The sequence below is a fragment of the Citrobacter freundii complex sp. CFNIH4 genome, from assembly GCF_002934505.1.
In the GTDB taxonomy this organism is placed as follows: Bacteria; Pseudomonadota; Gammaproteobacteria; order Enterobacterales; family Enterobacteriaceae; genus Citrobacter; species Citrobacter freundii.
In genome coordinates, this window is record NZ_CP026231.1 from 3,023,431 (window position 1) to 3,037,832 (window position 14,402).

Below are 14,402 nucleotides of genomic sequence, written 5' to 3' on the forward strand. Positions count from 1 at the left end.
GAAAAGGTCGCCTGTCTTTTGATCGAATAAAGCTAACATAATCCGCAGATTTATTCTTTGAAATCGTTTGCATCCAGCTCGTGTCGAGAAAGCAACTTATAGAATTCGGTGCGGTTGCGCCCCGCCATTCTTGCCGCGTGAGTCACATTGCCCTTGGTGATTTGCAGCAGCTTACGCAGATAGTTGAGCTCAAACTGGTTACGCGCCTCAACAAATGTCGGCAGCGCGGTGTTTTCCCCTTCCAGCGCCTGCTCCACCAGCGCGTCGCTGATCACTGGCGAAGAGGTCAACGCCACGCACTGCTCAATTACGTTGACCAGTTGACGCACGTTGCCCGGCCAGCTGGCGGTCATTAACCGCTTCATGGCATCGGTTGAAAAGGCGCGTACGAACGGTTTGTGCCGTTCAGCAGACTGGCGTAGCAGATGGTTCGCCAGCAGCGGAATATCTTCCGTACGCTCGGCCAGCGCAGGGATCTTCAGGCTCACCACGTTGAGGCGATAGTACAAATCCTCGCGAAATTCGCCCCGAGCCATCGCTTTGGGTAAATCGCGGTGGGTCGCAGAAACGATCCGCACATCAATGTCGATATCGCGGTTACTGCCCAACGGTCTGACTTTTCGTTCCTGCAATACGCGCAGCAGTTTCACCTGTAACGGTGCAGGCATATCGCCAATCTCATCGAGAAAAAGCGTGCCGCCTTCCGCGGCCTGAAACAACCCTTCACGATTACTCACCGCGCCGGTAAAAGCGCCGCGCGCATGACCAAACAGTTCAGACTCCAGCAGTTGTTCCGGCAACGCGCCACAGTTAATGGCAATAAAGGGCTTGTGGCTGCGCGGGCTGGCGTTGTGAATAGCCTGGGCGAAAACTTCTTTCCCGGTTCCGCTTTGGCCGTTGATCAAGACACTAACATCCGATTGCGCCACCATTCGCGCCTGTTCCAGCAGACGTAGCATCAGCGGGCTGCGGGTGACAATGGACTCACGCCAACTGTCATCAGTAGCAGGCGCAGACTGTTCCAGCGCCCCGTCAATCGCGTGATATAACGCATCCTTGTCGACTGGCTTAGTGAGAAAACTGAACACCCCTTGCTGGGTCGCCGCAACGGCGTCCGGGATGGAGCCGTGAGCGGTCAGGATAATCACCGGCATGCCCGGCTGCACTTTCTGGATTTCAGTAAACAGCTGCATGCCGTCCATTTCATCCATGCGCAGATCGCTGATAACCAGATCCACTTTTTCACGGTTCAGTACCCGTAAACCTTCCAGCCCACTTTCCGCGGTCACGACGCTGTAGCCTTCGCTGGTCAGTCGCATTCCAAGTAATTTCAACAGGCCCGGATCGTCATCCACCAACAGCAGATGCGCGGGCTTACGGCTTATCATGGCGTAACCTCATCGGCAGACGGCGCTGCGCCTTCTTCGTTATCAGGCGTAGTGAGTTTATCGTTCCCGTGCGGCGCATCAGGATTGTAGCTACCGGCAGGTTTGCGCGTTGAAAGCTGGCGCTCAATATCGGTCAGATTCTCCAGCTTGCGGGTCGTGAGATCGAGCTGGGACTGCAAATGTTGTTGCTGTTGACGCAGCGTATCGAGATCGCTGTCTGACGACTGCTGGAGCTTACTGTAGCGCAGGCGCTCTTCGGCAAGCTGTAACTGCAACATTTGATTACGGAACCAGGCCTGATAAAGCGGTCGAACCTGACTTGGAATTTGTGGGCTTAACGCGTCGAGACGCGTAACTGCCTCTCGCCGTTCAGGCGGGGTAATGCGGGCGTTATCAAGCAGGATCCCGCGTTTGAAAGCGCCCTGCCAGGTATCCGTGAGCTGAGCACTGGCTTCACTGCGCGCCTGTACCGGCATCATGCGATCGGCACAGTCCATCGCCCGCAGCCAGTACAGCGGGTTGGTTTCTGTGGACTGGCCAGACAGCGACCAGATATCCGTACAGTCGGTTGCAAGGTAGTCCGCCAGTTGATTAGGCGGAATTTTCTCCTGCGAAGGATCGCCGATAATATGATTCACCGCGTTCGGGACGCAACCAACCAGTGCCAGGCACGGCAGGCTTGCGAGGATGACGCGATGAAGAAAATGTCGTTTAAGCATTCGGGCAACAACGTATGGCATACTCACCAGACTTAGGTTTATTTTAGTGATTTTTCGCAGCAGCTAGCGGCAGTTCTATGCGAAAACAAACGTTTTGCGCGTGGTCATCAACCAGATACAGTTTGCCCCGCATACGGCGAATGCAATCTCTGGCAATGCTTAGCCCCAACCCGCTTCCTTTTACCGCCCCTTTTCGCTGATGGCTACCCTGGAAAAAAGGCTCGAAGATCATGGTCTGTTCTGCTTCAGGGATCGGTGTGCCGGTATTCATTACATCGATGTATACCGTTGATCCATGCAAACTGCTGCGGATCCAAATGTTACCGGATTCAGCGCCGTAGTGCACCGCATTGGAATAAAGATTGTCCAGCACGCTCATCAACAGCATCGGTTCCGCCAGGCAGGCGTTCACCGCAAGCGCAACATCAGTATGTATCATTTTGGCGCGAGCGGGCAGGCTATGCGCAGAAACAACGCTTTCCACCAGCGGCGCGATTTCCACACTTTCAAGCTCAGCCTCATCATCCGCCAGCTTGCGGTTGTAATCGAGAAGTTGCTCAATCAGTTTTTGCAAGTTGCGGCTGCTGTCATCGAGGATGCCGACCACCTCTTTTTGCTCCGGTGTTAACGGGCCCACTACCTGATCGGCCAGCAATTCGGTACCTTCACGCATACTCGCCAGCGGTGTTTTCAGCTCATGAGAAAGATGGCGTAAAAACTGATGCCGTTGCGACTCAAGCCAGGAGAGGCGTTCGCTTAACCAGATAATACGCTGCCCCACGGATCGCAGCTCACGGGGCCCAGTTAATAATACGCTATCGCCCAGCGAGCGCCCTTCTCCCAGACGGTTGATCATCCGTTCGATGCCCTTCACCGGACCGATAATCATACGGGTAAACAACAGCACCATCGCCAGGCTAAGGAGAAACAGCACCAGTGCCTGCCAGCCAAAAAACTGCCCGCGTTCGGCTATTTCCTGCTGTAACTGCTGGCCACGAGAAAAGACGACGGTACGCGTCGCTTGCACCATCTCGGTATTGGCATTGGCGAACGCTTCCAGCCGTGCAGCCGACACACTGTCAGGACCGCTGTTTTTACACTGCAACTGCGCGAGATCGTTAAGATCCTGACGCAACGCCTGGTAGAGCTTGGTATCTGGCAACACCCCCGCATGCGCATCCAGCATATCACTGTAGCGTTTACGCTGACTTTGGTAGACCTTGGCCAACGTTGAGTCATCAAGCACACAGTATTGCCGATAGCTGCGCTCCATCTCCAGCGCAGCATTGGTCATCGCTTCACTGCGTCTGGCGTCAATCAGCGTGGTGCGGTTCGTCAGCGCAGCCTGCGCGCTCAGGGCATTCAGACTTTGCCATGCCTGCCAGGCCAAAACTAACAACGGCAACAGGATCAGCAAAAATGCCAACATCACCAATTGACGTAAAGATCGGGGGAAAACTGACCAGCGCTTCAAGGCGTTACTCTCAATGGACAGGAATAGGTTGATGCTAACTGAGGGGAACGCCAGATACAACAAAGCCGGGATTAACCCGGCTTTGTTGTGGAATAAGGCGGTGCCTAACTCGACGTTTCGCCCGGAGGTTGATATGAGCTTCGCTAATATCAGATGTTGGACGGCAGGCACCTTGTTGTGCGTCATTCGAAGTTTATGTAGCACGTCCCGAAGGGGCTGACATAAGAAGGTGAATGAGCCACTGGTTAATATTATGCAGCATCTGTGCCAATATTCAAAACACTTTATTAACACAATGATAAATATAGAAAATATGATTATTTATATGAGAAATGATATTGTCCATTTTTCACCCACACCGTCGCCAATCAGCAACACCTGTAACACTTAAAAATAAATTCGTTTTAAATCAAATAATTAAATGTCTCTTTTTGGCGACAATGTAACCTTACCTATGTCGGCATTTCCCGACACTTTACTTTTAGGTGCAAGCGCTGAGTTTATTGCCGGATAGCGGCGTGAACGCCTTATCCGGCCTACAACCGCATTTCCCCGTAAGCCTGATAAGCGTAGCGTCATCAGGCGGCAGACAAAAAAAGCCCCTCACGAAGAGGGGCTTGATGATCATAGGCTAATTATCCAAGCTGTTTACGCGCGTTGCGGAAGATACGCATCCACGGGCTGTCCTCGCCCCAGTTTTCCGGGTGCCAGGAGTTGCTCACGGTACGGAACACGCGTTCCGGGTGCGGCATCATAATGGTGACGCGACCATTTTCAGTGGTCACAGCAGTAATACCGTTCGGCGAACCGTTCGGGTTAGCCGGGTAAGCCTCGGTCACCTTACCGAAATTATCGACGTAGCGCAGTGCCACCAGACCTTTGCTCTCAAGCTGAGCCAGATGCGCACCGTCACGCACTTCCACACGACCTTCACCGTGAGAAACGGCAATCGGCATCATCGACCCCACCATATCGGCAAGCAGTAAAGACGGGCTTTGCGTCACTTCGACCAGGCTGAAGCGGGCTTCAAAGCGGTCGGAGTTGTTACGCACAAAGCGCGGCCACAGGTCGCTTCCGGGGATTAGCTCACGCAGGTTAGACATCATCTGGCAACCGTTACACACTCCGAGCGCCAGGGTTTGCGGGCGATGGAAGAAGGTTTCGAACTCATCACGCACGCGGTTGTTGAACAAAATTGACTTCGCCCAACCTTCCCCTGCGCCGAGTACATCGCCGTATGAGAAGCCGCCGCAGGCTACCAGCGCCTGGAAGTTACCCAGGCCGATGCGTCCGCCCAGCAGATCGCTCATGTGTACATCGATGGCGTCAAAGCCCGCACGGTGGAAAGCTGCTGCCATCTCAACGTGGGAGTTCACGCCCTGCTCGCGCAGCACGGCCACTTTCGGACGCGCCCCGGTGGCGATATACGGCGCGGCAACATCGTCGTTAATATCGAACGTCAGTTTGACGTTGAGACCCGGATCGGCATCGTTGGTTTTAGCGTCGTGTTCCTGATCGGCGCATTCCGGGTTATCGCGCAGACGCTGCATCTGCCAGGTGGTTTCCGCCCACCACATACGCATCGTGGTGCGACTTTCGCTGAACACCACATGACCATCTGCTTCGACCACGAAGCGGTCGCCCTGCACGGCTTTCCCCAGATAGTGCACGCAATCGGCCAGGCCATGTTGAGCCAGCAACGCCTCAACCGCTTCACGATCACCTGCGCGAACCTGAATCACCGCGCCCAGCTCTTCGTTAAACAGCGCCGCCAGACGATCTTCACCCAGAGAGTGGATATCAGCTTCAATACCGCAGTGACCAGTGAAGGCCATTTCCGCCAGCGTCACCAGCAAGCCACCGTCGGAGCGATCGTGGTAGGCCAGCAGCTTACGTTGTGCGACCAGCGCCTGAATGGCGTCGTAGAAGCCTTTCAGTTGCGCTACGTTACGCACATCGGCAGGCTTATCCCCCAGTTGACGGTAAACCTGCGCCAGCGCCGTCGCACCAAGCGCGTTGTGACCCAGACCAAGGTCAATCAGCAACAGGGCGTTATCTTCAGTAGAAAGCTGCGGGGTAATGGTGTGGCGCACATCTTCCACGCGGGCAAAGGCGGTGATCACCAGCGACAGCGGCGAGGTCATTTCACGCTGTTCGTTGCCTTCCTGCCAGCGGGTTTTCATCGACATAGAGTCTTTGCCCACCGGAATGGTCAGGCCAAGCGCCGGACATAATTCTTCCCCAACGGCTTTTACCGCTTCGTACAGTCCGGCGTCTTCGCCAGGGTGACCTGCAGCCGCCATCCAGTTGGCCGACAGTTTAATGCGTTTGATATCGCCAATCTGCGTTGCCGCAATGTTGGTCAGCGCCTCACCTACAGCCAGACGCGCAGAGGCTGAGAAGTCGAGCAATGCGACTGGCGCGCGCTCGCCGAGAGACATCGCTTCGCCGTAGTAGCTATCGAGGCTTGCGGTAGTGACCGCGCAGTTGGCGACCGGGATCTGCCATGGACCAACCATCTGGTCACGCGCCACCATACCGGTAACGGTACGGTCACCGATAGTCACGAGGAACGTTTTCTCCGCGACAGTCGGCAGATGCAGCACGCGGTTAACCGCATCTGCAATCGAGATTTCACTACGATCCAGTGCATCGCCTTTGGCTTTCAGCGTCTGCACATCGCGGGTCATTTTCGGTGTTTTACCCAGCAGCACATCGAGTGGCATGTCGATCGGCTGGTTGTCGAAGTGACTGTCGCTCAAGGTCAGATGCTGTTCTTCGGTAGCTTCACCGATGACCGCGTACGGCGCGCGTTCACGCTTACACAGCTCATCGAACAGCGGAAGCTGGTCAGCAGCAACCGCCAGCACGTAGCGCTCCTGTGACTCGTTACACCAGATTTCCAGCGGGCTCATACCCGGCTCATCGCTGAGGATATCGCGCAGCTGGAACTTACCGCCGCGACCGCCATCGCTTACCAGCTCCGGCATGGCGTTAGACAGGCCACCCGCGCCAACGTCATGGATAAACAGAATTGGGTTCGCATCACCCATCTGCCAGCAACGGTCGATAACTTCCTGGCAACGACGTTCCATTTCCGGGTTATCACGCTGTACAGAAGCGAAATCAAGATCGGCATCAGACTGGCCGGAAGCCATAGAGGAGGCTGCCCCGCCGCCAAGGCCAATGTTCATCGCCGGGCCGCCGAGGACGATCAGCTTGGCGCCAACGACGATCTCGCCCTTCTGCACGTGATCGGCACGGATGTTACCGATCCCGCCTGCCAGCATGATCGGTTTATGGTAACCGCGCAGCTCTTCGCCGTTATGGCTGTTGACCTTTTCTTCATAGGTACGGAAGTAGCCGGTCAGCGCCGGGCGACCAAATTCGTTGTTAAACGCCGCGCCGCCCAGCGGGCCTTCAGTCATGATGTCGAGCGCGGTGACAATACGATCCGGCTTACCAAAGTCCTCTTCCCAAGGCTGTTCAAAGCCAGGAATACGCAGGTTGGAGACGGAGAAGCCTACCAGCCCGGCTTTCGGTTTTGCACCACGACCGGTTGCACCCTCATCGCGGATTTCTCCGCCGGAGCCGGTTGCCGCACCTGGCCACGGAGAGATAGCCGTCGGGTGGTTATGAGTTTCTACCTTCATCAGGATGTGGGCTGGTTCCTGATGGAAATCGTAGCGGCCGGTTTTGTGATCGGCAAAATAGCGGCCCACTTCAGAACCTTCCATTACCGCGGCGTTGTCTTTATAGGCAGACAGCACGTGGTCCGGCGTGGTTTCGAAGGTATTCTTGATCATCTTGAACAGCGACTTAGGCTGTTGTTTACCGTCGATAACCCAGTCGGCGTTAAAAATCTTGTGGCGGCAGTGCTCGGAGTTGGCCTGCGCAAACATGTACAGTTCAATGTCGTTCGGGTTGCGCCCCAGTTTGGTGAACGCATCCTGCAGATAGTCAATTTCGTCTTCCGCCAGCGCCAGACCCAGACGCAGGTTAGCGTCGATCAGCGCCTGACGTCCCTCACCCAGTAGATCAACGCTGGAGACCGGCGCCGGTTGGTGATGGACAAACAGTTTTTCGGCATCGTTCAGCGCAGAGAAAACCGTTTCCATCATGCGGTCGTGCAGTTCATCGGCCACCATCTGCCATTGCTCAGCGGTCAGTGTAGAGGCTTCTACATACCAGGCAATGCCACGTTCCAGGCGGCTAATCTGGTGCAGACCGCAGTTGTGGGCAATATCAGTCGCTTTAGAAGACCACGGGGAGATGGTGCCAGGGCGAGGCGTAACCAGCAGCAGTTTTCCTTCCGGGGCGTGGCTTTGCAGAGCAGGACCATATTTCAGCAGGCGTGCAAGCTGCGCGTGCTCATCTTCATTTAACGGTGCATTCAGATCGGCAAAATGGACGTACTCGGCGTAAATATTGTGGACCTGGAGGTTGGCAGCCTGAAAACGTGCCAGCAGTTTGTTAATACGGAATGCAGACAGTGCAGGTGAACCACGCAGAATTTCCATCATAAGTCTCTCGTCTTCTAAGCTTTCGGTGTGCCCAAGTGGGGAAACGGGCGTCATTATAAAGAATCTACCGCGCCGACGAAACCGTTTGCGTCGAAATAAAATCACGACCGTCACTTATCATCAAATGCGGTCAGATTTCTGAATAAGTTGCCAACTGACGCAAGTTTAAGCAAAATGCCGTTCATTAATGACGACTTCACTTCTTAATCAGCACCACAGCAGGCAGAGAAAACGTACGGTTCAGAGAATTAACTAATTGAAAAAATTAAAGATTAATTATCTGTTCATCGGCATATTGACGCTGTTGTTGGCAGCGGCCCTTTGGCCATCTATTCCCTGGTTCGGTAAAGCCGAAAATCGTATCGCCGCCATTCAGTCGCGGGGAGAGCTGCGCGTCAGTACCATCGACTCGCCGTTAACTTACGCGACCCTCAACGGCAAAAAATTCGGCCTGGATTATGAACTGGCCCAGGAATTTGCCGACTACTTAGGCGTGAAGTTAAAAGTTACCGTACGCCAGAACATCAGCCAGCTTTTTGACGACCTGGATAACGGCAATGCCGACCTGTTAGCCGCAGGCCTGGTCTATAACAGCGAGCGGGTGAAAAATTACCAGCCAGGCCCGACCTATTATTCGGTTTCACAACAGCTGGTGTACCGGGTTGGGCAATATCGCCCGCGCACGCTTGCCACCGTGAACGAAAGCCAACTGACTATCGCCCCGGGGCACGTGGTGGTTAACGACCTCCAGCAGCTAAAAGAGAAAAAATTTCCCGATCTGAGCTGGAAAGTTGATGACAAAAAGGGCACCACCGAATTGCTCGATGATGTAATCGCCGGAAAGCTGGATTACACCATTGCAGATTCTGTCGCCATCAGCTTATATCAACGCGTGCATCCTGAGCTGGCCGTGGCGCTGGACGTCTCTGACGAACAGCCGGTGACCTGGTTTAGTCGTCTGGACGATGACAACACGCTGTCTGCCGCCTTGTTGGATTTCTTTAACACCATGAATGAAGACGGTTCTCTGGCACGGCTGGAAGAGAAATATCTCGGGCATGGCGATGATTTTGACTATGTCGATACCCGCACCTTTTTGCGCGCCGTAGACAGCGTGTTGCCGGACCTTAAGCCGCTGTTTGAGAAGTATGCGCAGGAGATAGACTGGCGACTGCTGGCTGCTATCTCATATCAGGAGTCACACTGGGACGCGCAGGCCACCTCTCCAACCGGCGTACGCGGGCTGATGATGTTGACCAAAAATACTGCTCAAAGTCTCGGGCTGACCGACCGTACCGATGCCGAACAGAGTATCAGCGGCGGCGCGCGATACTTGCAGGATATGATGAGTAAAGTACCGGATACCGTCCCCGAAGGAGAACGCATCTGGTTTGCCCTTGCAGCCTATAACATGGGTTATGCGCACATGCTTGATGCGCGGGCGCTAACGGTGAAAACCAAAGGCAATCCGAACAGTTGGTCCGACGTAAAACAGCGGCTACCGCTGCTCAGCCAAAAGCCGTATTACAACAAGCTGACCTATGGCTATGCGCGTGGCCACGAAGCTTACGCCTATGTGGAAAATATCCGTAAGTACCAGATTAGCCTGGTGGGGTATCTGCAGGAGAAAGAAAAACAGGCGCAGGAAACGCAGCAACTGGCTCAGGATTACCCGGCGGTGTCGCCGGCTGAGCTGTTGGGTAAAGATAAATTTCCGCTTTCAGCCTTTCTGACTCAGACGTCGTCAAACTACCTGTCGCACTCCCCTTCCCTGCTATTTTCGGCACAGAAGAAAGAGGACCAGTAGTCTGATTGGTATTTACTGATTAGCGGATTTTTTCAGGGCCTTGATTTCCTGCCGACGCATGCGAAAGAAATCACTGAGCAACGTGGCACATTCATCCCGCAGTATCCCCTCTGTCACTTCAACCCGATGATTCATCCCTGGGTGATGCAGCACATCCATTAATGACCCGGCAGCGCCCGTTTTCGCATCGCGTGCACCAAAAACCACTCGGCCGATACGGCTGTGCACCATCGCGCCTGCGCACATCACGCACGGCTCCAGAGTGACGTACAGCGTGGCATCTAACAGACGGTAGTTTTGCAGCACCAGGCCGCCCTGACGCAGCGCCATAATCTCAGCGTGGGCAGTCGGATCATGATGACCTATCGGGCGGTTCCAGCCTTCGCCAATCACTCGGTTGTTATGTACCAATACCGCACCCACCGGGACTTCACGCTCATCCCAGGCGCGCTTAGCCAGCGTTAAAGCATGACGCATCCAGTATTCGTGGCTAAATTCAACATCTGACAAAGGGGTTACTCCACCAATAAAAGCGGGCGCATTATACACAGACGCTATCGTTTACTCTATTCGAGTTGTTGCAGCTCTCCGCGCGGCGTGACGCGCCAGCGATGCTGGCAAAAAGAGAGTAACGGATTATCCTGCTTACTGTCGCTGTAGCCGCTGTAGAGAGACAACGGTGCGCCAATCTGCCGCTCCAGTTGCGTCACTTTCTCATGGCCCAGACAGCGCAGAGTCAGCACCCAGCCGCCGTATCCCCGCGCCATTTTGCTGGCGATCAGATTGACTCGCGGTAGCCACGGAGTATCAAAGTAAACCTGCTCGACCAACGACTGCGGAGAGCCGGTGATAAGCCAGATGTCAGCGTCAGAGCTTAACAGGTAGGTTGTCAGGCGCTGCTGAACGAGCGGAAACGCCGTCACGTTACTGCGAAACCAGCGCACAAAGTCGGCCTGATGCGCTTTCAGACGCGCCTCGCTGCGACCAAAAGTGCATCCCCATAACAGCAGGCTCATTGGCCAGCGGGCGGCGCGCCCTTGTATCAGCAATGCCAGCGCAATAACCGGTAGCAGAGGCAGCACCAGCAACGCGTTCAGCGGCTGGCGACGCAGCAGATAACGAATAAAACTACCGAACATATCCTGCTGGTGTAACGTGCCATCCAAATCAAAAAAGACAACGCGGCGCTGGTGATTGGTCAAACCTTATTCCTCTGGATCAGTGAATCCCAATAGCCAAGTAAACAGGAACCCGGCGATAACTGCTACCAGATAGCCTAACAGATAGAACATCACTTTTCCGGCAACAATCGTCAGTGCCAGCGGTAATCCGGAGATGCCAAATGTGATGACCGTCGCCACCTTCCAGTAGCTAATCAGCGCTCCACCTACCGCGCCGCCAAGACATGCACCGATAAACGGCTTACCCAACGGCAGCGTTACGCCAAAAATCAGCGGCTCGCCTATACCCAGCAGTCCGACAGGCAGTGCACCTTTGATTACTTTTTTTAACCGCGCATTTCGGGTTTTCATCAGAACCGCGATTGCAGCACCTATTTGCCCAACGCCCGCCATCGCCAGGATCGGAAAGAGCGCGTTATAACCGTGTGCCTGAACCAGCTCAACGTGGATGGGCACCAATCCCTGATGAAGTCCAGTGAGCACCAACGGCAGGAAGGTTCCTGCCAGCACGGCACCGACCAGAAAACCGCCGCGATCGATAGCCCAGGATGCGCCGTGAGCAATAGACTCAGAAATCCAGCCGCCAAGCGGTTGCAGCGCCACAATCGCGATTACGCCGGTAATGATGGTAGTCAGCAGCGGATTAAGGATAAGCTCCAGTGATTCTGGCAACAGCTCGCGGAATTTGCGTTCGATCCAACACATCAACGCCACCACCAGCAGTACCGCGATCACTCCGCCGCGCCCCGGCTGCAACGCTTCGCCAAACAGCGTGATTTGTGCCAGTTGCGGACTGGAGAGGATCCCCGCCATCACCCCGCCCATCGCCAGGGAACCACCGAAAACTTTGGCGGTATTCACCCCGACCAGAATATTCATAATGGCAAACACGGCGCTGCCAAATATGCCCATCAACCCCAGCATATTCGGATAGTGGGTCGCAAAATCCCCCACGATGTCCGGGCGCTTAAGGATGTTAATAATGCCGGTAATCAAACCGGAGGCGATAAACGCCGGAATAAGAGGGATAAAGACGTTTGCCAGCTTGCGCAGCGCATCGCTCATCGGCGCTTTGTACTTCGCTTTGGCCTCTGACTTTGTGCGCTCGATATCATTGGCACCTGCTCGCTCGCCGCCATCGGCAATCAGGGAACGCATGGCATCCACCACTTTGGCCGCTTTACCGGGGCCAACAATAATCTGGTGCTGCGCGCCCTGCTTCACGTAGCCGCTGACACCGGGCAGTTGCTTGAGACGAGGGATATCGAGCTGTCCATCATCCTGAACTTCAACCCTGACGCGGGTCATACAGTTTTCCAGGCGCAGAATATTTTTCTCTCCGCCAACACCCAGTAGAATATCGCTGGCCAGCACCGCCGTCTTATCCATATACACCTCTTAGTGTTCTAACGCCGCGCGTAAAAAACCCTGGTGAGCGGCAAGCTTTTCGCGGGCCGCAGCGGCGTCAAGGCCGGTGAGCGCCATTAAAATAGCTGGCTTAACGTCAAAATCAGTCTGCTTTAGCAGCGCTTGCGCCTGTTCACACGCAATGCCCGTGGCTTCAACCACCATGCGGCACGCCCGATCGATCAGTTTGACGTTGGTTGCCTGCATGTCCACCATCAGGTTCTGATAAACCTTACCGAACTTCACCATCGCCCCGGTGGAGATCATATTGAGCACCAGCTTTTGCGCGGTGCCGGATTTCAGTCGTGTTGACCCGGTCAGCGCCTCTGGCCCCACTACCGGAGAAATGGCGATATCCGCTTCATGCGCGATAGGGGAATCCGGATTGCAAGAAATAGCCACCGTCGTACAGCCAACCGAACGTGCATATTTCAGCCCACCAATTACATACGGCGTGCGACCAGATGCTGCCAGCCCCACCACCAGATCCTGCGCGGTAAGATTGAGCGCACGTAGATCGTCTTCACCTAACTGTGGGTTATCTTCCGCACCCTCAACCGCCTTCAGCAGCGCGCCCGGTCCCCCGGCAATCAATCCAACCACCAGACCGTGTGGAACGCCGAAGGTCGGTGGGCATTCAGACGCATCCAGTACCCCGAGACGCCCGCTGGTCCCCGCTCCCATGTAAATAATGCGACCACCTGCTTTTAGTGCGTTAGCTGCCGCATCAACCGCACACGCAACTTGAGGCAGAGTTGCTTTTACTGCTTCGGCTACCAGCGTATCCTGTTGATTAAAACGATGAACCAACTCCAGCGTGGAGAGCGCATCCAGGTCCATGGTCTGTGGATTGCGGGTTTCTGAAACTAATGCACCGAGATTCATTTTTTGTTCCTTAGGAATTTTTAATTCATAATAATCTGCCATAATGGAATATTATATTCATCCAGGCGAATGAAATTTTGTTTTGTAATCGCCATCACGTTTTCGCCAGGAGACAGCATGAACTGTTTAATTCGCATTCGTCAGCGTTACCCGGACCTCGCGCAAAGCGATAAAAAATTGGCGGATTATCTCCTTTCCCAGCCGGATACTGCGCGTCATCTCAGTTCGCAGCAGTTGGCCGCGGAGGCGGGCGTCAGCCAGTCCAGCGTGGTGAAGTTCGCGCAAAAGATGGGTTTTAAAGGATTTCCTGCACTCAAACTGGCGATCAGCGAAGCGCTGGCCAGCAATCCCAACCCTCATTCCATTCCGGTACATAATCAGATTCGCGGTGACGATCCTATGCGTCTGGTGGGGGAAAAGTTGATTCAGGAGAACGTGGCGGCGATGCATGCGACGCTGGACGTCAACAGCGAAGAGAAACTGATGGAGAGCGTCACAATGCTGCGTTCAGCCCGACGCATTATCGTGACCGGGATTGGCGCATCGGGTCTGGTGGCACAGAATTTTGCCTGGAAGTTGCTGAAGATTGGTTTTAACGCGGTGGTGGAACGCGATATGCACGCCCTGCTGGCGACGGTGCAAGCCCTTTCGCCCAACGATCTGCTGCTGGCCATTTCGTATACCGGAGAGCGCCGCGAGCTCAACCTGGCTGCAGATGAAACGTTGCGCACCGGCGCGAAAATCCTCGCCATCACTGGATTTACACCGAACGCCCTGCAGCAACGGGCAAGTCATTGTCTGTACACGATTGCCGAGGAGCAGGCCACCCGCAGCGCAGCGATTTCCTCCACTCATGCGCAAATGATGCTCACTGATTTACTGTTTATGGCGCTGGTGCAGCAGGATCTGGAGCATGCTCCGGAACGTATTCGCCACAGCGAAGCTCTGGTAAAAAAACTGGTCTGAGCAAAGAATGCGCGTATAATGCCCGCCCGATTTGTGATGTTTTGAGAGTTTC

Annotated in this window: 10 protein-coding genes; 2 read left to right on the forward strand and 8 right to left on the reverse strand. The window is 54.7% G+C overall.

From position 1 onward, the window contains the following. Positions 1-50: 50 nt before the first annotated feature. The 4 genes from glrR to purL form a co-directional block, all read right to left on the reverse strand. Positions 51-1,385: a two-component system response regulator GlrR gene (gene glrR, locus C2U41_RS15515; RefSeq protein WP_308457690.1), complete on the reverse strand. Its 1,335-nt coding sequence runs from the start codon at positions 1,383-1,385 to the stop codon at positions 51-53. Next, positions 1,385-2,128: a two-component system QseEF-associated lipoprotein QseG gene (gene qseG, locus C2U41_RS15520; protein WP_103848602.1), complete on the reverse strand. Its 744-nt coding sequence runs from the start codon at positions 2,126-2,128 to the stop codon at positions 1,385-1,387. The genes glrR and qseG overlap by 1 nt, the downstream gene beginning before the upstream one ends. 22 nt (positions 2,129-2,150) lie before the next feature. Then, the gene (gene qseE / locus C2U41_RS15525) at positions 2,151-3,581 is read right to left on the reverse strand and encodes a two component system sensor histidine kinase QseE/GlrK (protein ID WP_003847077.1); all 1,431 of its coding nucleotides are present in this window, start codon (positions 3,579-3,581) and stop codon (positions 2,151-2,153) included. Positions 3,582-4,216: 635 nt separating this feature from the next. Next, positions 4,217-8,104: a phosphoribosylformylglycinamidine synthase gene (gene purL, locus C2U41_RS15530; protein ID WP_103848603.1), complete on the reverse strand. Its 3,888-nt coding sequence runs from the start codon at positions 8,102-8,104 to the stop codon at positions 4,217-4,219. 256 nt (positions 8,105-8,360) lie between these two features. On the opposite strand from purL, the gene mltF reads away from it, so the two are divergent. Beyond that, positions 8,361-9,911 carry a membrane-bound lytic murein transglycosylase MltF gene (gene mltF / locus C2U41_RS15535; RefSeq protein WP_003838390.1) on the forward strand — a complete coding sequence of 517 codons (1,551 nt, stop codon included), beginning with the start codon at positions 8,361-8,363 and terminating at the stop codon, positions 9,909-9,911. Positions 9,912-9,923: 12 nt separating this feature from the next. Here the strand turns inward: mltF and tadA are convergent, their stop codons facing one another. From tadA to murQ, 4 genes are all read right to left on the reverse strand, one after another. Continuing rightward, a complete protein-coding gene (gene tadA, locus C2U41_RS15540; RefSeq protein WP_230320583.1) occupies positions 9,924-10,388 on the reverse strand; it encodes a tRNA adenosine(34) deaminase TadA in 465 nt (154 codons plus the stop codon). A gap of 89 nt (positions 10,389-10,477) precedes the next feature. Further along, entirely contained in the window at positions 10,478-11,113 is a 636-nt protein-coding gene (yfhb, locus tag C2U41_RS15545) for a phosphatidylglycerophosphatase C (RefSeq protein ID WP_003037603.1), read from the reverse strand. Positions 11,114-11,116: 3 nt separating this feature from the next. Beyond that, the gene (locus C2U41_RS15550; RefSeq protein ID WP_049002476.1) at positions 11,117-12,481 is read right to left on the reverse strand and encodes a PTS transporter subunit EIIC; all 1,365 of its coding nucleotides are present in this window, start codon (positions 12,479-12,481) and stop codon (positions 11,117-11,119) included. A gap of 9 nt (positions 12,482-12,490) precedes the next feature. Beyond that, a complete protein-coding gene (murQ, locus tag C2U41_RS15555; protein WP_103848604.1) occupies positions 12,491-13,384 on the reverse strand; it encodes an N-acetylmuramic acid 6-phosphate etherase in 894 nt (297 codons plus the stop codon). Between the two features lie 117 nt (positions 13,385-13,501). On the opposite strand from murQ, the gene C2U41_RS15560 reads away from it, so the two are divergent. Beyond that, a complete protein-coding gene (locus tag C2U41_RS15560; RefSeq protein WP_003037593.1) occupies positions 13,502-14,350 on the forward strand; it encodes a MurR/RpiR family transcriptional regulator in 849 nt (282 codons plus the stop codon). Positions 14,351-14,402 lie beyond the last annotated feature (52 nt).